Genomic DNA, 16,795 nt, shown 5'->3' on the forward strand with positions numbered 1-16,795 from the left:
GGCCTGGCTACCCACTCCCGGCACACCCTTGACGCCCCGGACACGGGTCCTTAGTGTTCTCGACCGGTTCACTTGATTCATACGTATGCATTCCCCCATCCCCCGCGTGATCGGAGCAGCCATGTCCGCCACGGCGCCACCCGGCCCAGCCGTCACCTCCCCCCAGGCCGACCCGAACAGGCGGAAGGCGATACGCCGAGCGATCGGCGCGGGCAGCATAGGTAATTTCGTCGAACAGTTCGACTACGGCCTGTACGGCTACATGGCGCCGATCATGGCCCCGGCGTTCTTCCCCGAGAGCGACAGGACCGTGGCGATCCTGAGCACGTACGCGATCATCGCCGTCGCCTGCCTGTTCCGCCCTCTCGGCGGCACCCTCGTGGGCCGCTGGGGCGACCGGGTGGGCCGTAAGAAGACCCTGCTGTGGACCATCGTCGCCATGGGTGTGGCCACCGCCCTGATCGGGGCGCTGCCCACGTACCAGCAGATCGGCATCGGCGCCCCGGTGCTGCTCCTGCTGCTGCGCGTCGTCCAAGGCTCCGTCTCCGGCGGCGAGTACGTCGGAGCCGTCGCGTTCATCGTGGAGTGGGCGGAGCCGAACCGGCGCGCCTACTACACGTCGTACGCCTCCAACAGCTGCTTCGTCGGCACACTCGCCGGTGCCGGTACGGCGGCCCTGACCAGCTGGGTGTTCGAGGGCGAGGCCCTCGACTCGTACGGCTGGCGGCTTCCCTTCCTGCTGGCGATCCCGCTCAGCCTGGTCGGGGTGTGGCTACGCCGTCACATCGAGGAGACGCCGGAGTTCATCCGGGCCACCAACGAGGGGACGGACGTCGTCAAGGACCCGATCCGTGAGGCGCTGCGCTCCCAGTGGCGGCCGATCCTGGTCTTCTGCGGGATCTCGATCATGCTCGCGATCCTGTCCTACACCTGGGTCACGTTCTATCCCCAGTACCTGACCGACACCCTGGGCCTGCCGCGGTGGATGGCCCTCACCTCCAACGCCGTCTCCATCGCCGTCCTCATCCCGATGCTGCCGCTGGCCGGCATGCTGTCGGACCGCATCGGGCGCAAACCGATGCTGGTCACCGGCGCCATCGCCTGCATCGTGCTGGTCCCGGTCGCCTTCATGGTCGGCGAGCACGGCACCTTCGGGACGGCCGTGGCCAGCCAGCTCATCTACCTCGTGCCGGAGTTCTTCCTCACTGGCATCGTCACCGTCTGCGCGGCTGAGCTGTTCACCACCCGCACTCGGTTCAGCGCCAGCGCCATCGCGTACAACAGTTCGTTCTCCATCTTCATGGGCACCACGCCGTTCGTCGCGACGCTGCTGGTCAGCACCTTCGACACCATCTACGCCGTCTGGGCCTACCTGGCGGCGGGCGCGCTCCTGGCGCTGGCCGTCGTGAGCGCGTTCATGACGGAGACATACCGGAGTCAGCTCGGCGCGGACAAGTTCGCCCGCTAGGCCCCTGACGGGGCGACGCCGTCCCCGGCTACCCTCAATGACCAACTTCATACATACGCATTCACAAGCCCGCACCACTGGAACGGAAAGCACCATGGCCCTGGACCCCGTCGCGTACCTCCCCTACAAGGATCCGGACGACTTCATCCGCGAGGTGACCGACCGCATCTGGGTCGACCGCGACATCGCCCACATCGTCGACAACTACGAGCCCGACTCGATCGTGCACGCCAGCCTCGGCACCGTCGTCGGACGCGACGGCGTCATCGAGGGCAGCACGATCCGCATGGGCAGCACGCCGGGCCACATCGGCCAAGCCGAGGACGTGGTGTGGGAGGCCCGCGGCGACGACGCGTTCCTCAGCTCGCATCTGGTCTTCTCCGCCGACGAGCACCTCGTCGGCGGCCGCAACATCCGCATCCGCAAGCGCACCGTGGCCAACTGCCTGTACCGGCGCGGCCGGATGGTGGAGGAGTGGGTCGTGCGCGACGACCTCGCCGACTGTCTGCAGCGCGGCCAGGACCCGGCCGAGGCGGCCCGCGAGCTGACCTTCCAGGGGTACAGCGGCTCCATGCTCGACGAGCCGCCGCAGGACGTGCTGGTCGAGGGGGTCAGCGGTGAGCGTCCGGACGAGTTCCGCCCCGAGTGCGAGATGGTGCTCCGGTTCATCGACGAGGTGTGGACGCAGCGCCAGCTGAACAAGGTCCACGACTACATGGACCGTGACCTGTTCCTCCACACGATCGGCGACCGGACGGTCATCCGGCCCGAGCGCTACCAGGCCGATCTGCTCGCCATGGTCGGCCCGTTCCCCGACGCGCGGTTCGCGGTCCGGGACATCCAGACGAACTTCTCCCCGCGCTACGCGGGCCTGCGCGTGGCCGTCCTGTGGACCATGCACGGCACCTATCGCGGCACCCCGGCCTTCGGCCCGATCACCGGCAAGCCCGTCACGGTGCTCGGTGTCTCGCAGTTCCTGATCCAGGAGGGCCGTATCGTCAAGGAGGTTCGTGTCTACGACGAGATCTCGCTGCGCGCGCAGATCAACGCCGGCCGCGAGGAAGGCTCGCAGGTCGAGGCGAACATCTACTGAGCGCTCCGGCTGCGGGCGGCGGCCACCGGTCTTCCGGTGGCGGCCGCCCGCTTCGTCGACCGGTCCGGTCACCCGGTGGCCGTGATCAGCCGCGCGGCCTTCTTCCCGACGAGGACGCTCGGCAGGTGCGTGTTCCCGTGGGTGATCGTCGGGAACACCGACGTGTCGGCGACACGAAGCCCAGCGACGGTCAAGTACAGCACCAACACCGCACTCACACTCCTTGTGCTGATCCTTCTCGGGTGGGCTCGTCTCACGCTGCACCACTTCGACGCCCGGCTGACCTTGCGCGCCGAGAACCTCTTCCGCCCCGACTTCGAGGGGGAGTCTCAAGCCGGTCCGGCCCTGGGGAAGTGCGTGGAGGGGCGTCAATCAGGCGGTGGGGCGCCACCGGGGTAAAGGCCGCAGGCCCGGTCCAGGGCGGCCGGCGGAAAGGCCAGGGGTCTGAGAGTTACGCTGGGGCCCGTCTCCGTCGGCCGGGCCGTGCCCGGCACGCATTCCCTCCCACTCAGGAGTTCCGGGACATCTGAAAACCTGTAGGAATGACTCCGCCACACCCCTCCTGACCTGCATAAATGCAAGGTGAGGCGGGGTGTGACGGAGTCTCTGGGACTTTGAACCAGGAGCGAAGGCTAGCGTGCACCGCGCTCTTCACGTGATGAGTCATCGAAATATGTCGGCCTGAGCATGTAGTCGAAAAGCCCAGGTCAGCGCCCAGCACTTGATGTCGTCTGCGGCGAGGGCGGCGGGAATGCCGTGGGCCCGCGCCGCGGTCAGGTCGTGTGTGGCTCCCGGCAGTGCTTCCGAGGCCCAGATCAGGCGTCCGGCGGGATCGGCGAGGACCTGCACGTTCATCCCGTGATGCTTCTTCTTCCCTGAGTAGTACGGCCGGTCTGCGGCGATGCGGTCGACCGGCAGCACCGTGCCGTCGAGAATCACGTACGCCTTCTTCCGGACAGCTGGCATGGCCTGTTCCAGCGTGGGCGCGAGGGCGGCCAAGAGGTCGACGGCCTCGCGTATGTAGCGGTAGGCCGTGGCGATCCCGATGCGGAAGCCAGTGGCGAGGCGGGCGTAGGTGTCGCCGCAGCGCAGGTGGCCAGGACGAGCATTGCCTGTCGGCCGCAGGTCAGGCGACGCCACCGGGAGTGATCCGACGGCGGTGACCCGAGAGGAGACCGGAGAGGTGTTGCAGGGTGCGGCTGGACAGATCGATGCCGGACGGGTGGACAAGCACGTGAAGCTCCTGGCGGACTGATGATCTTGGTCGTGAACCCGTCTACCAGGAGCTCTCTTCGTGCCCCGCCGCCGGGGCTGCCGGTCCGACCACCTGTCAGGTTGGAAACTGCTCAGTGAGTCAGCAGCACAAGAGGGGCTGGGTAAGTTCCTGCGCAACAATCCGCCCGGACGGATGGACCTTCATCCGCATAGTCGGCGACGGCTACGACATCACCTACCCCTGCGGGAGCTGAACTGTGACCTCCCACCACAGCATCTTCATCCACCCCGGTCACCCTGTGGAAGCCCTAGTCGCAGACGTGGCGCTGGCTTGTGGCGGGAGGCTGCGGCGCGCCGTGAACGGGCCCGCGGATTACGTCGTAAGCCTGGGCGACACAACACTTGAACTAGAAATGGAGCATGAGTACGAGGAGGACAAAGGCATCCCGTTCGAGCGCTACCAAGTCGTTCTGGCTGTGCGGGAATCCAACAGCTCGACGGAGCGGGAAGACCTCGGCAACGGCTCAGGGCAAAGGCCCACGCGTAGCCCGGAGAACGGTCGTGGGCTGCAGGTACCCCTGGGACTTTTCTGGGACTTTCGCCAGCATCAACGTGCACGCGCGAGTACCTCTGCAGGCCACAGGTCTCAACTAGGTAACGAACGGCCAGGGGGTCGGGCCGTCGAGTGATCGAGAGCGGGAAGATGTGGTGGCCATGTACAGAACATGACCACTCGGGGGAACTATGAAAATCAGGAATCGCGCAGTTTCACTGATGAGCACCGCCGCGCTCCTAGGGGGGACGCTGGTCGGCCTCACCGCGTCCAGCGCCTCGGCCGCCGGAGACTGCAACACTTACACCATCGTGGTGAACAACTCCGCCGGTTCGGGCAAACTTCGCTGGAATGCTCCGCTCCGGCCGATGCCGTATGAGGCCTGTGGATCGCACGGTACCTTCGCCAAGGGTTCGAAGATCTGGTACTGGTGCTACGAGTACAACAACTACGGCAACATGTGGATATTCGGCCGACTCGACGGGACTCAGACCAAGGGGTGGATTTACGCGCCGAACGTGGCCCCTGTCGCAGATGTGAACCCGTGTTACTAATGCGGACCCTGTCGCAGATGTGAACCCGCGTTATGGCGTCTGACGCCAAAGGTTTCCGGCGACTTGCCATGCGTGACCGTTGCCAGAAAGCGGATCAGCGCACGGCGTCAGATGCGGCGCATCGCAAACCGGGCGCTCGACGCCGGTCCCCCGGCCACTCGCCGGCTGAGGCCTCTTCGTGGTGGGAGGACGCCGCCACCATGTCAATCATGTGGCGGTGGTCCTCCGGTCATCGACCTGTGCGGCAACTGTGTGATCGAGGCTGCTGACCGACCGTGGTGGGCACGGGCTGGGTGAGGCGTCCCACGGCGGGGGCACTGACGAGGACATGAAGCGGGAACTCGACGTCACCTTCCGTCATGTGCGTGGCCGTTCCCCGTTCGACATCGCGGCCTACCGCCGGTCCGCCCTCTCCCATGCCGCCCGCGGCAAGCTGCAGGCCACCGCGTTCGCCGCGCTCGAACAGGCGCAGTGGGACATCGTGGGAAGGGCCCTGGACGCCCCCGTCGCAGAACTGCTGTCGGGCGGCACGGCAACGCGGACCCGGCTGCCGGTGTACGCGAACTCCAACCGCGCCGTGACCGACGGCTTCCGCGCCATCAAGGCCGCCGTCTTCGACGACTTCCCGGCGCTCACGGCCCCGGCTCAGGACATCGCTGCGGCGAAAGAACTGGGCATCGCACGGGCCGAGGCGGTCCCGTCCCCACCGCGATCAGCGCCCATCTGTGCGCGGGCCTGCCGCACCTGGCCAGGTTGGAGTACGCATGGGGCGAGGTGCCGCGGCGGCACGAACTGCTGGCTGTGCACGAGCGGTTCGAGGACGGCAAGTTGGTGGTGCCCGAGGGCCCCGGCTTCGGTATTCGGCTGGACGACGCCGTCGTAGGCGCCCACACCTGACCGGGGCGGGAGCGAGCTCAGCGGACGCGGCGCCGTAGCCGGCGGTCTTCGTGGAGCGGGTCGAGGAGGTGCTCGACCCGTTCGGCGCCTGGGTTGTTGCAGACGGAGGCGTACGCGCGAGCCCTGTTCTCCAGGCGACTTGATCTCAAATTGATCAGCATGCTCCAGATCCGGTATGCCAGGATGCGGTCGCAGGCTCCGGCCTTGGGGGGTCCCTGAGCCGGTTGGGGCAGATCGGAGGAGCCGCGTGATCACCACGGAACTGGTCTGGTTCAAGAGCAGCGGGTCGAGCTTCGTCCCGTACGCCGCCCAGGTCGGATCGCCTGCCAGGCGTCCCAGGTGGGATGTGGGCGAAATTCCGGTGGGAGAGGCGCGGGTATGAGTGAGGGCGGCGTGGACGGGACAGTTGCGGCGGTGCGGCTCGCGGAAGGTGCGCCGCTTGGCAGCGCGCTCGATGCCGGCGAGCCCGGCGACTGGCTCGCTCTGGACGCAGGAGTGCGTGAGGTGGCCTGGTATCGCTCGGCTCCTCTGCCGGAGTGGGAGCACTCCGCCCCGCTGCCCGTCGACCTGGCTCAGCTCGACGAGTCCCGGCTCGCGCTTGCCCTCTGCCACCGCGACGGACGGATCCGCCAGGAGGCGGTGCGTCGGGCGGCCCCGTACCCCAGTCTGCTGCCGTTGATCGTCATACGCTGTACCGACTGGGTCGGCCCGATCCGAGGGCAGGCCCAGCGGTTGCTGCGCGAGGTACTGGATGCGGATGCGGCCGTCTGCCTTGCACCGTTGATCCTGCGCGTCGGCCGCCGACGCAGAGGTGCCTACGGCATCGAGGTGCTCGGGGAGATCCTGCGCCGGGCGGCCCATGGGCGACTCATCGCCCTCCTCTCCTCCTCCGACCGTGTCGTACGGCGGTTCGCCTACCAGGTAGCCGTCGACACTCGGCTGCTCGGACCCGCCGAGTTGGCCCGTGCGGCCGCTCAGGACAGGGACTCTCTGATCCAGGACCTGTGTGCCACAGCGGCGCTCGCAGCCCTGTGTGACGCGGAGGCGTACGGAGATGTACTGCCGCACTTGTTGACCGCGAGCAACCCGCGCACCCGTTCGGCAGGCGTGACCGCGCTGCGGAAGGTGGGGCGGCCGGAGGAGGCGACGCGGTTCCTCGGTGACCGGTCAGCTCTCGTGCGCGCCTGCGCCCGGTATGTCGTACGGCAGCACGGAGGCGACCCGGTGGCCTGGTACCGGGAGCGGTGCGCGTCACCGGGCTGCGCCGATGTGCCGCCCGGTGCGGTCATCGGGCTGGCCGAGTGCAGGAATCGGGCGGACGCCGGGCTGCTGTGGCCGTTGCTCGCGAACCCGGCAGCCGGGGTACGAGCGCGGGCTGTGGCCGGGCTGCGGACGTTGGACTGCGCACACTCGGAGCGCTTGCGGCCGCTTCTCGACGATCCCGCGCCCGGTGTCGTGCGCGAGACTGCCGTCGCCCTGCTGCCGTCGGCACAGGAACTGCCCGCTGACTGGCTGCTGGAACGCACCGGCTCCGAGCGGGCGCGGCACATTCGGCTCGCCGCGTTCCGGCTGCTCGTCGCTCGTGGCGGGATCGCGGCGCTGCGGGCCGCGGTCGCACTGCTGGAGGACCCGGATGCGAAGCTGCGGGCCTGGGCAGGACAGGCGGTCCAGGGTTGGCGTCCGTCGGTGGTGGAGCGGGGCTGCGCCGTGGAGGTGGGCGAACTGCTCAACCGGAGCAGGCACCTCTTCAGTGACTATGTGCTGCTGCGACGCAAGTGGGCAGCCGGAGTGCCCGGCTGAGTTCGCCCCATCGGCAGTGCCATGCCGGGGACCTGCGAGGTCCCGCCGAGGTCGGACCCTGTCACGGGAATCCCGTACGGACCCTCGCGACTCCCACGCATGACCGGTCAACTGGCGCCCGGCTCCCCATCCTTCAGGCCGATTCCGGGACCTGCTGGTTCTCCTCGCCCAAGAGGCTTTCGGCGGCGGCGCGCCATACCTCCGCGCTGAGATCGGGCATGCGCGCTGTCTGCACCTCGGTGGCCAGTTCCCGCAGGCGACGGCCCGCCTGCCGGTCGCCGCGGCGGGCGGCGAGCATCTCACGCAGCATCTTGAAGCGGATGAGGTCTCGGAACTCCAGGAGGTTCGCATCGCCCGCGATGCTGTCGACGAGCTGCGCGGCTTGCTCCATGTCCCCCTTGAGGAAGCTCAACTGGGCTTTCAGAAGGCTCAGTTCCTGTAGGTGCCGGGATACGCCGGTGAGCTGGAGTGCCGGCTCGACCGCGGCCAGGAGGACCTGGGCCTCCTGGGTCCGGGGCGGCATGGACTGGAGCGCCAGGGACGCGGCCGCCAGCCGCAGACGCAGCCAGAGAACCAGGTCCTCGCGGCTGGCCAGGGCGGCGAGTGCGGCCTGCATGTATTCGTACGCCCTGTCGGGGCTGCCACCGCGGACGCTGACGGTGGAGGCCGTCCAGTAGGCCTCCGCCGCGAGCGCGCCCGTGTCACGCGGCAAGGTCTCACAGGTCTCGGCGCTGAGTTTGGCGGCTTCGGCCAGATTACCCAGCTCGGCCTCGGCGGAGATGAGAAGCAGCTTGATGCGGACCAGGTCCGTCGCGAGGACGCGCAGTTGGTATTGGCGGCTGAGGTCCAGCGCCTCGCGCGCGGCCCGCCGGGTCTCCTCCAGATTGCCCAGGTTGCGATGACATCGGGCGATGCGTTGCAGGACGTGGACCTGAAGGGTCGGGCGGTTGAGTTCCTGGCTCACCTCCGCGAGCTTGCGGAGGACCTCCCACTCCTCCTCGAAATCGCCCAGCGCCGCGTGCTGCCGGGCGAAGAGGGCCAGGGCTTCCCAGCGCGTGGTCTCACTCACCTCCGCGGCGTTGTTCAGCGCGGTCGCGAGGAAGTCGCGGATCTCCGTGTCGCGCTCACCGTCCGAGCGTGACGAGAGGGTCATGACGAGATCGGCGAGATCGTCCTCGGTGTGTTCCGTGAAGCTCTCGACCGGGACATCGAGCCGTTCGGCGAGGTAGGACACAGCCCTGTCCGTGGGGCGTCGCGCTCCGGATTCGAGCCGGGACAGGTAGGCGGCCGACATTCCGGTCCCCGTCAGCTCCGACTGCGACTTGCCCTGCTGCAGCCGCAGTTGCCGCAAGCGTCGACCGAAGCTCGGCTGTTCCAGCATGATCCGCCACCGTCCTTGAGGGTCTCGACTCCAAGCGCCACAGGACGTCCCGCACAGAACGCCCGATGGGGGGACCGCACAAGCGGCACCCCCCACCGGGCAAAAGTCTGTCAAAGTTTGCCTCATCCGGCAAGTCGCTGGCGCATCTGAGCGCTTACGGCCAGTCGATGGGCGGGGCGACCGTCGACTGGCCGCCCGCCGCGGCGAGCTCCGCCGGGGAACCGGCGGACGAGTGGCCGGCGACAAGCAGGACGGAGAACGCGAACGCCGCAAGAGCGCCGGTCAGAACCTTCATGATGTACAAACCCCCAGTTGATACATACGAACGCGGGCACCGGGACGCGATCACCTTTGACCGCTCCCAGGCAGCGAGCAGACCGCCCGACCCCCGGGCGACCCGCTCGACGCCCCCGACATTAATGTCCGGAGGCCGCTTTGGCAAGAGTTGCCAACTCTTGGCAAGAACTCGCCGTTCACCTCGCCTCACCCGTTGGGACACACCCCCCACACTTCCCGTGCACCCCCACGCACCCCATGGCCGACGGAGTCACGGTGCGCCGGGCGTCATGGATAGAGTCGCCGTGCGTAACTGGGACCGTACCGCTCCTCCAGTGCCTCCAGAGAGACTTCGGTCCACTCGGTGGCCTTCGCGATCCGCGCCCTCGACGGCGCGGCGTCCGGAGCCCAGGACTCCGGATCCCACACCGCTCCGCGCATGAAGGACTTGGCGCAGTGGAAGTACGCCTCATCGACGTCCACCAGGAGCGCCAGGACCGGCCGGTTTCCCTTGACGACCATCCGGTCGAGCAGCTGCTCCGAACGCACCAGCCGAGCTCGGCCGTTGACCCGGAGCGTGTCACCCCTGCCGGGGATGACGAAGATCATCCCCACATGCGGGTTCTGCAGGACGTTGAGCCAGCTGTCGAGCCTGCGATTGCCCGGCCGGTCGGGGACCGCGAGGGTCGAGTCGTCGAGTACATGGACGAAGCCCGGCGGGTCCCCCTTCGGAGAGACGTCACAGGTGCCGTCCGAGGCCGCCGTCGCGATGAAGCACAGCGGCGCGTGCCGGATCCACTCCCGCTCGAACTCCCGCAGCACCGTCGACGCCTTGCTGAAGACCGCCGGGTTGGGCTGACCGATCAGACCCAGCAGCTCCTCCCGCGTGGTGATCTCCGTGTGGTCACCGGAACCGACGGGGCCGCCCGCCCTGTCGTCGGCGCGTCCGGCGGAGGCGCGTCCGGCGGAGGCGCGTCCGGCGGAGGCGCCCCCTGCGGACGGGCGACCTGCGGACGGGGCGCCTGCGGACGGGCGTCCCGTGTCCGGAGCTGGTTCACTCGGGGGCATCGGCCCGCACCTCCGTACGGATGACCACGGCCGCGCAGGTCTTCTCGCACAGGGCGAGGGCCGCGTCCGCGTCCTCTCCCACCGCGACGACCTGGCCGAGCCTGTCCCAGCTCGACCTGAGCGGCCCCACGGTGTCGCCCACCTCGGCCGACAGGGCAACGTCCAGGACGCCCTCCGACTCCCGGGCCCCGGCGAGCCCCTCGATCGCGGTCACCGTTCCCGGCTCCGCGCTCAGGAAGCGGGTGGCCGCTCCCTGCCGCAGCTCGGGCCCGGCCGTCAGCGGCGGCAGCGTCCCGCTCAGCCACGCCACGGTGTACAGCTCCACGTCGAAGCCGTACGCCGCCTCGACCAGGTCCCTGATCCGGTCGCCACCCGGGCGGTTGTGGGACTCGATCACACGCGGGCCCCGCGCCGAGAGCCGCACCTCGGTGTGGCTCGGCCCCTGCCCGAGGCCCACCGCGTCGAGGAACGTGGTCACACAGGCCTCGATCTCCTGTGCCGCCCCCGGATCCAGGCGCGCCGGAACGACATGGCCGAGCTCCACGAAATTGTCGAACGTGAGCTTCTCCGTGATCGAGACGACGACATGGCGCCCGTCGAACGTGAACGCCTCCACGGAGAACTCGGGCCCGTCGGCGTATTCCTCCATGATGAACCGGTCAATGGGGAAGGTCGTCGCGAACTGGTGGTCCACCCCGCGCAGTCGGCCCAACGCCGCCCATACGTCGTCGAGTTGGCCCTCGTCCTGGACCAGTTGCAGGCCGAGACTGGCGATTCCGTCAATCGGCTTCACGATGAACGGATAGCCGTGGTCCGCGCCGAACTTCTCCAGGCCTGCCCGGTCGGTGACCTCCTCCGCCGCGACGGTGATGTGCGGTGCCGTGGACTCCAGACGGCGGCGCATGCTGAGTTTGTCCCGCAGCAGCAGGGCGACGTCATGGGGGACGCCGCCGAGCCCGAGCAGATCGCTGATCCGCGCCGCCGGCTCCACCCCGGCCTCGCTGGTCGTGGTCACGCTCGTGAAGCCGTACACGCGGTGTGCCGCGGTGATCAGCGGCTCCAGCACGTCCCAGCGTGTGTAGTCGATCAGCAGCGCGGCATCGACCTCGGCCGCGTGCTCCGCCCGGAACAGCCCGGGCTGCTGGAGAAAGACGACGCCGAGGCCCTGCGCCTTGGCTTTGCGGACGTTCTCGATCCGCCCGCCGACGATCAGGACGTATTGCTGGGACATGAGGCTCCTTCGAAGGTGAGGGGGAGTGAGGACCGCGCTGTGCGCTTCAGGTCCCGTCCGCGATCTCGACAACGGCTCCACGCGTCAACTCCGATGCCAGGACGCCCAGTTCCTCAGGAGTAGCGCAGTCGAGCACGGCCCAGGCCAGCCGGTCCCCCGAATTCTCGGCGGGGCGCACCTGGGTGCCGGGCGCGAGTCTGGGCTCGTACCGGGCGACGTCCGGCCGGCCGGCCCAGGGGCCGAGGTCGAGTGAGACCAGCCGGCCAGGGCGCGGCGCCGACAGGAACAGGCTTCCCGCGGCGCGTACCGGGTCGCGGCCGTCGGGCGTCGACGGGAGCTCGCCGAGTGCGAGCCGCAGGCAGGCCGCGAAGACGTCGAACCCATGGGCACGCCCGACGAGCTCCAGGATGTGATCACCCGGCGTGCGGACGGCCACCTCCATGATCAGCAGGTCGTCGTCCGCGCGGGCCCTGAACTCCAGGTGCACGATCCCTGTGGAGATGTGCAGCGCCGCCACGACCCCCTCGCACAGGGCGTCGGCGGCCTTGCGCAGCAGCGGCCGGCCGGCGCCGTGGCCGGCCTCGTGGTGCAGCTCGACGAAGTGAGGGGGGCCGGTGGTCTCCTTGCGGGTGAGGTTGGTGAACAGGACACGCCCACGGTGCACCAGCGCTTCCACGCTGTACTCGGGGCCCTCGACGTACTCCTCCACCAGGAGCGGGCCTTCGAGGTCGCGCCGGGCCACGACGTCGTCCCACTCATCGGCGCTCACGATCCGTTCCACGCCCTGGCTGCCCTGGAGCGACACCGGCTTCACCACGACGGGGAGGCGCTCCAGCGCCCACTCACGCCGGTCCGACAGCCGGGTGGTGTGCCGATGGCCGGGCTGGGGCAGTCCCGCCCGCTCGAACTCGGCACGCTGCAAGGCCTTGTTGCGGGAGACGACCGCCGCGTCGAGCCCCGGGCCCGGCAGGCCGAGGCGGTGCTGGACGACGGCGGTGGCCAGGACATGGGCCTCAGCGAAGCCCCACACGCCGTCAGGGGCCAGCCGTCCGGCCAGAGCCATCGCCGGTGCCAGCCAGCTCTCGTCGCGTACCGCATCGGCCTCGTCCACCGGCTCGAAGTCCACGATGCAGGGGAATCGCGCGGTCAGCGCCGCGTACCGGGTGGGTGTCTCGACGACCCCCACCCGCAGCCCCAGCTCCCCCGCCGCGCGGAGGTATCCCTCGGCCATGACTCCGGCGCCGATCAGGACGACGGTTCGCTGCTGTCGGTCTGCTGCCATGTGCGGTTCTTCCTGACTGGTGAGTGCCTGCCGCGGCACTGGCTGTGGGTGACGGCTCATCTCGTTGCCTCGGTGCACAGCAGGTGCTCCAGGTCGGCCAGCAGGCGCTCGGCCCGTCCGGGCGGGTGCACCGCCGTGTCCACCTGGAGGACCAGCCGGAGGCCCGTCTCGTCGGCATCGACACTGAGGTAGTGGCCGGACTGCCACTGGAGGTCGCTGTCCACCCACTCGGTGCCGGCGTCCGCGGCGGCGCGGGCCAGCTCCGCCGGGTCCGTCTCCCGCAGCGGCAGAGTGGTGGCTCTGGGGCGGTAATTGAGCGTGGGGGTGATGTCGAGGCGTACGCCCCGTTCCTCCTGCACCGCCGCGTGCAGCTCGGCGAGGGGGCCCGGCGGGCAGGGGCCGGCCCCGAGGGCCCGCAGGGAGGCCCGCGCCGTCCTTCGTACCGCCTCGGCGAAGGACGCCCCTGTCAGGTCCACCCCGCAGAGCACCGGCTGGGAGTAGGGCAGTACGGCGTTGACGGTTTCGGGGCGCAGCCGGTTCGCCGAGATCAGCTGGACGAAGCCGTGGTCCGCAGCTGTCTCGGCTGCGCCCACCCACATCATCGCGGCGGTGAGCACCGACGCCGGGCTCTGCCCGGTGCGGGCGGCCACCGCTCCGACGGCGAGGTCGAGCGCAGCCGACCGGCGCCGCAGGAAGCGGTACCGCTCGCCGGTCACCGCACGGGGCGGCGTCCGCGGTGACGCCGCCATGCGCCGCATCACGTTCCCCGCGTGCCGCAGCGCGCGCTCGGCCGCGCGCTGTCCGGCCGGGGACGCCTCGGCCTCGGCCTGCTGGCGCGGCTGGAGACCGGGGGTGTCGGAGCGCGGCGCGGTGCGCGCGACCGGGTCGGCCGCCGCGCAGGAGGCGACCAGGTACGCGCTGACGGGCAGCAGGGCGTAGGCGTCCACCGCGACATGGCTGAACACCATGGCCAGGAAACGCGGCGTGCCGCCCTCGGTGACCAGGGCGGCGCGCACCGGCCACTCATCGGCCACGTCGAAGGGCCGCGCGACGAGTGCGGCGAGCACCGCGTCGGGGCCGTCCGCCGGCGAGTCGTGGACGGCGATCCGGAGCGTGCCTGTGGAGTGCACCCGTTGGTGCTCCGCAGGGGCGCGCACCACACGGCTGCGCAGGGACTCGAAGCGCTCCAGGAGCCCCCGGAGCGCCTCCGTGACGTCGTCCTCGCGCACACCGGGCCGCAGGGGGTAGAGCCGGGGTACGGCCAGACCGCGGCCGTGCGGGCGGGCCGCGTCCAGCTCGGCCAGGTAGTACCGCTGGCTCCAGGTGAGCGGGGCGTCCTGCCCCTCCTCCCCCGCGGTGAAGGACACGGTGAGGGCCCGGTGCTCCGCCGTCGCGGTGCGCTCCCCGTACCCGGCCCTCATGAGCCTGTCGGGGAGGACCATGTGAAGGCGAGCTTGTCGCCCGCCGCCCGGGCCCGGCCGAGCGCTTCGTCGCGGTCGGCCCCCTCCGCGATGATCCAGGCCGCGCGGTCCCGGTTGGAGCCGTTGGCCTCGTACGTGATCCCGGCCTGGACGCCCGGGCGCAGGTGCACCTCGTGGACGCCCTCCAGGGCCTGGGCCTCGGCGACTCCGTCGATGGCGTCGATGTGACCGCTCGCCTCGAGCATCAGGAAGTGGATCGCGGCGGTGCGGTCGCAGTTCAGGGTCAGGTCCGGTGTGCCGCCGAGCAGTGCGGTCATGTGGAGGCGGCAGATGTCGACTCCGCTGGCGATCCGTACGGCCTCGGGTATGCGGTCGCCCGCGATGCGGCCGTTCACCTCGATGACCCGGGCGTCGGTCCCGTCCGCGGTGAGCTTCAGCTCCACATGGGCGGGGCCCCAGGTGACACCGATCGCCTTGACGGCCAACTCGGCCTTGTCCAGGAGGATCTGTTCCTGCTCCGCCGGGAGCCGGGCGGGGAAGATGTGTCCCATCTCCAGGAACAGCGGGGGCTCGCTGCCGATCTTCTCGGTGAGGCCGAGGATCTTGCCGTGGACGATCTCGGCGGAGTACTCCGCTCCCAGGACACATTCCTCGACGATGACCTTCGCGGCCACGGGGTGGCCCAGGTACGCACCGAGCTTCATCACCTCGTCGGTGATCGCTGCCACGTCCTCGGCCGTCTCGCAGCGGCGGACGAAGAGACTGCCGGTGAGGTCCAGCGGCTTGACGACCACCGGGAAGCCGATGGCCCGCGCGGCGGCCACGGCCTCTTCGGAGGACTCCGCGACCTGGAACAGCGGGTTGAGGCCCGGGGTCCCCGACATGGCCTCGCGCATGGCCGCCTTGGAGCGGCAGACGGCGACGGCCTCCGGGTCGGGTCCCGCCATTCCGAGCCGGGCCGCGACCTGTGCGCCGAGGTCGCAGTAGTACTCGTACACCGAGGTCACTCCGACCAGCTCGCCGTGGGTCTCCAGCTCGCGGCAGAACGCGACGACGGCGTCGGCGGATTCCAGGTCACAGGCGCGGATCTCGACGCCGAGCTCGGCGTAGTCGTGCAGCAGCGAGGGGTGCAGGGCCGCCGGGTCGGCGGCGATGATGACCGGTGTGACGCCGCGCTCCAGTAGGAAGCGGGCGCAGTCCTGGCCCGCGCCGGTCCACGGCGAGTCGATGAACACCACGAAACGGGAAGACACTTGTAGCTCCAATCGGCCGGCTGTGCCGACTCTGCTGACAGGGGGTCACTTGCTTGCGGGGGTGGCGCCTGTGGGCCGGGGCTCCTGCGGTGCCGGGAGGTCGCGCATGGTGCGCAGCCGGGAGCACAGCAGCCACAGGACGCCGGAGCTCATGCCCGCGGCCGCGACGAACAGTGCGCCGCGCACGCCCAGCCACTCCCCGAGCGCCCCGCCGGCCACCGAACCGACCGGCAGGATGCCCCACACGAGGAAGCGGACGCTGGCGTTCATCCGGCCGAGCAGGTCCGGCGGACAGAGCGTCTGCCGGATGGTGACCTGGCCGACGTTGTAGACGACGATGCCGAAGCTGGTGGCGAACCAGGGGAAGGCGAACAGCACCGTCGCCCAGCCGTCGCCGGCCAGCGGGATCAGGAGGCTGGTCGGTATGGTCACGAGGTAGGCCGCCCACATCGCCCTGACCGGCCCGAATCTGGTGGCGACCCGGCCGGCGACGGCCGCGCCGAACACCCCGCCGACCCCACTGACCGCCATCAGCGCGCCGACGACGGTGCCGGACAGGCCGATCTCGTCGACGAGCAGCAGCATCACCAGGGGCGTGGCCATCGCGTAGAAGAAGTTGTACGTCGCGGCCGATCCGGTGATGGCGCGGAACACCGGATCGCTCAGCACGAACCGCAGACCCGCCTTGATCTCGGCCCCCATGCGCCTGCCGGGCGACCGGTCGGGGACCGGTTCGGGCGTACGGATGAGGGAGAGCTGCAACGCGGAGAACAGGTGGCCGACCGCCTGCACGCACACCGCCACGGTGGCACCGGCCGTCACGAGGACGCCGGCCAGGGTCGGGCCGAGCAGTCTGGACACGGCGCTGGTGCTCTCCAGCCGGGCGTTGCCCTCGACCAGCCGCTCCCGTCCCACGAGCACCGGGATGTAGGACTGGTAGGCGATCTCGAAGAACGCGGTGGCGAAGCCGAGGAACAGCGTCGAGACCATGAGGGCCGCGAAGGACATCCGGTCCAGGAAGAAACCGAGGCCGATCAGCAGCAGCAGGGCGGCCCGCAGCAGATCGCTGACGATCATGATCGGACGACGGCGGGCCCGGTCCACCAGCACGCCGGCGGGCAGGCCGACGATCAGGAACGCCGCCGTCTGCGCGGCGTTCAGCAGGCCCATCTGGAAGGGGGTCGTCGCCAGCGTGGTCGCGGCCACCAGCGGAATGGCCGTGCGGCCCATGTTGGTGCCGACCATGCTGACCGTCTGGGCGCCCCAGAACAGCCGGAACTGCGGGTCTTTCAGGAGGGACACG

At 69.7% G+C, this 16,795-nt stretch carries 14 protein-coding genes and 2 pseudogenes; 6 read left to right on the forward strand and 10 right to left on the reverse strand.

What is annotated here, in order from left to right; genetic code table 11:
* Nucleotides 1-121 precede the first annotated feature (121 nt).
* Entirely contained in the window at nucleotides 122-1,468 is a 1,347-nt protein-coding gene (locus OG623_RS06690) for an MFS transporter (RefSeq protein WP_406145176.1), read from the forward strand.
* 94 nt (nucleotides 1,469-1,562) lie between these two features.
* Entirely contained in the window at nucleotides 1,563-2,561 is a 999-nt protein-coding gene (locus OG623_RS06695; protein WP_406145178.1) for an ester cyclase, read from the forward strand.
* 68 nt (nucleotides 2,562-2,629) lie between these two features.
* On the opposite strand, the gene OG623_RS06700 is transcribed toward OG623_RS06695, so the two are convergent.
* Nucleotides 2,630-2,770 carry a GMC oxidoreductase gene (locus OG623_RS06700; protein ID WP_406145180.1) on the reverse strand — a complete coding sequence of 47 codons (141 nt, stop codon included), beginning with the start codon at nucleotides 2,768-2,770 and terminating at the stop codon, nucleotides 2,630-2,632.
* Between the two features lie 502 nt (nucleotides 2,771-3,272).
* Nucleotides 3,273-3,795, reverse strand: a pseudogene (locus OG623_RS06705) (transposase family protein); the annotation flags it as partial.
* 755 nt (nucleotides 3,796-4,550) lie between these two features.
* Here OG623_RS06705 and OG623_RS06710 point away from each other — a divergent pair.
* The 4 genes and pseudogenes from OG623_RS06710 to OG623_RS06725 all read left to right on the forward strand — a co-directional run bounded on the left by OG623_RS06710 (nucleotide 4,551) and on the right by OG623_RS06725 (nucleotide 7,580).
* A complete protein-coding gene (locus OG623_RS06710) occupies nucleotides 4,551-4,883 on the forward strand; it encodes a hypothetical protein (protein ID WP_406145181.1) in 333 nt (110 codons plus the stop codon).
* A 265-nt stretch (nucleotides 4,884-5,148) separates the two neighbouring features.
* Nucleotides 5,149-5,391: pseudogene (locus OG623_RS06715) on the forward strand (hypothetical protein); the annotation flags it as partial.
* Nucleotides 5,355-5,780 carry an enolase C-terminal domain-like protein gene (locus OG623_RS06720; protein ID WP_406145183.1) on the forward strand — a complete coding sequence of 142 codons (426 nt, stop codon included), beginning with the start codon at nucleotides 5,355-5,357 and terminating at the stop codon, nucleotides 5,778-5,780. The pseudogene OG623_RS06715 and the gene OG623_RS06720, both read left to right, overlap by 37 nt.
* A 378-nt stretch (nucleotides 5,781-6,158) precedes the next feature.
* Nucleotides 6,159-7,580, forward strand: coding sequence for a hypothetical protein (locus tag OG623_RS06725; RefSeq protein ID WP_406145185.1), 1,422 nt, complete (start codon nucleotides 6,159-6,161; stop codon nucleotides 7,578-7,580).
* A 133-nt stretch (nucleotides 7,581-7,713) separates the two neighbouring features.
* Here OG623_RS06725 and OG623_RS06730 read toward each other — a convergent pair whose 3' ends face one another.
* The 8 genes from OG623_RS06730 to OG623_RS06765 all read right to left on the reverse strand — a co-directional run bounded on the left by OG623_RS06730 (nucleotide 7,714) and on the right by OG623_RS06765 (nucleotide 16,794).
* Nucleotides 7,714-8,961, reverse strand: a complete 1,248-nt coding sequence (locus tag OG623_RS06730; protein ID WP_406145187.1) for a helix-turn-helix domain-containing protein — start codon at nucleotides 8,959-8,961, stop codon at nucleotides 7,714-7,716.
* A 154-nt stretch (nucleotides 8,962-9,115) separates the two neighbouring features.
* On the reverse strand, nucleotides 9,116-9,256 hold the full coding sequence (locus OG623_RS06735) for a hypothetical protein (protein WP_406145188.1): 141 nt from the start codon (nucleotides 9,254-9,256) through the stop codon (nucleotides 9,116-9,118).
* 269 nt (nucleotides 9,257-9,525) lie between these two features.
* Nucleotides 9,526-10,305: an MSMEG_1061 family FMN-dependent PPOX-type flavoprotein gene (locus OG623_RS06740; RefSeq protein ID WP_406145190.1), complete on the reverse strand. Its 780-nt coding sequence runs from the start codon at nucleotides 10,303-10,305 to the stop codon at nucleotides 9,526-9,528.
* Nucleotides 10,292-11,536, reverse strand: coding sequence for an ATP-grasp domain-containing protein (locus tag OG623_RS06745; protein ID WP_406145191.1), 1,245 nt, complete (start codon nucleotides 11,534-11,536; stop codon nucleotides 10,292-10,294). The genes OG623_RS06740 and OG623_RS06745 overlap by 14 nt, the downstream gene beginning before the upstream one ends.
* A 46-nt stretch (nucleotides 11,537-11,582) precedes the next feature.
* Complete coding sequence (locus OG623_RS06750) at nucleotides 11,583-12,818, reverse strand: ATP-grasp domain-containing protein (RefSeq protein ID WP_406145192.1); 1,236 nt, start codon at nucleotides 12,816-12,818, stop codon at nucleotides 11,583-11,585.
* 56 nt (nucleotides 12,819-12,874) lie between these two features.
* Nucleotides 12,875-14,260, reverse strand: a complete 1,386-nt coding sequence (locus tag OG623_RS06755; RefSeq protein ID WP_406145193.1) for a hypothetical protein — start codon at nucleotides 14,258-14,260, stop codon at nucleotides 12,875-12,877.
* Nucleotides 14,236-15,492 carry an ATP-grasp domain-containing protein gene (locus OG623_RS06760; protein WP_406145194.1) on the reverse strand — a complete coding sequence of 419 codons (1,257 nt, stop codon included), beginning with the start codon at nucleotides 15,490-15,492 and terminating at the stop codon, nucleotides 14,236-14,238. Before OG623_RS06760 ends, OG623_RS06755 begins: the two co-directional genes overlap by 25 nt.
* Nucleotides 15,493-15,537: 45 nt before the next feature.
* Nucleotides 15,538-16,794 carry an MFS transporter gene (locus tag OG623_RS06765; protein WP_406145196.1) on the reverse strand — a complete coding sequence of 419 codons (1,257 nt, stop codon included), beginning with the start codon at nucleotides 16,792-16,794 and terminating at the stop codon, nucleotides 15,538-15,540.
* Nucleotide 16,795: the final 1 nt, after the last annotated feature.

Source organism: Streptomyces sp. NBC_01012 (genome assembly GCF_045162755.1).
Lineage (GTDB): Bacteria > Actinomycetota > Actinomycetes > Streptomycetales > Streptomycetaceae > Streptomyces.

What these genes read in the sequence shown, in the direction of transcription:
- OG623_RS06690 (WP_406145176.1), top strand. Translation starts at nt 122, where the DNA reads ATGTCCGCCACGGCGCCACCCGGCCCAGCCGTCACCTCCCCCCAGGCC.
- OG623_RS06695 (WP_406145178.1), top strand. Translation starts at nt 1,563, where the DNA reads ATGGCCCTGGACCCCGTCGCGTACCTCCCCTACAAGGATCCGGACGAC.
- OG623_RS06710 (WP_406145181.1), top strand. Translation starts at nt 4,551, where the DNA reads ATGAGCACCGCCGCGCTCCTAGGGGGGACGCTGGTCGGCCTCACCGCG.
- OG623_RS06725 (WP_406145185.1), top strand. Translation starts at nt 6,159, where the DNA reads ATGAGTGAGGGCGGCGTGGACGGGACAGTTGCGGCGGTGCGGCTCGCG.
- OG623_RS06730 (WP_406145187.1), bottom strand. Translation starts at nt 8,961, where the DNA reads ATGCTGGAACAGCCGAGCTTCGGTCGACGCTTGCGGCAACTGCGGCTG.
- OG623_RS06735 (WP_406145188.1), bottom strand. Translation starts at nt 9,256, where the DNA reads ATGAAGGTTCTGACCGGCGCTCTTGCGGCGTTCGCGTTCTCCGTCCTG.
- OG623_RS06740 (WP_406145190.1), bottom strand. Translation starts at nt 10,305, where the DNA reads ATGCCCCCGAGTGAACCAGCTCCGGACACGGGACGCCCGTCCGCAGGC.
- OG623_RS06745 (WP_406145191.1), bottom strand. Translation starts at nt 11,536, where the DNA reads ATGTCCCAGCAATACGTCCTGATCGTCGGCGGGCGGATCGAGAACGTC.
- OG623_RS06750 (WP_406145192.1), bottom strand. Translation starts at nt 12,818, where the DNA reads ATGGCAGCAGACCGACAGCAGCGAACCGTCGTCCTGATCGGCGCCGGA.
- OG623_RS06755 (WP_406145193.1), bottom strand. Translation starts at nt 14,260, where the DNA reads ATGGTCCTCCCCGACAGGCTCATGAGGGCCGGGTACGGGGAGCGCACC.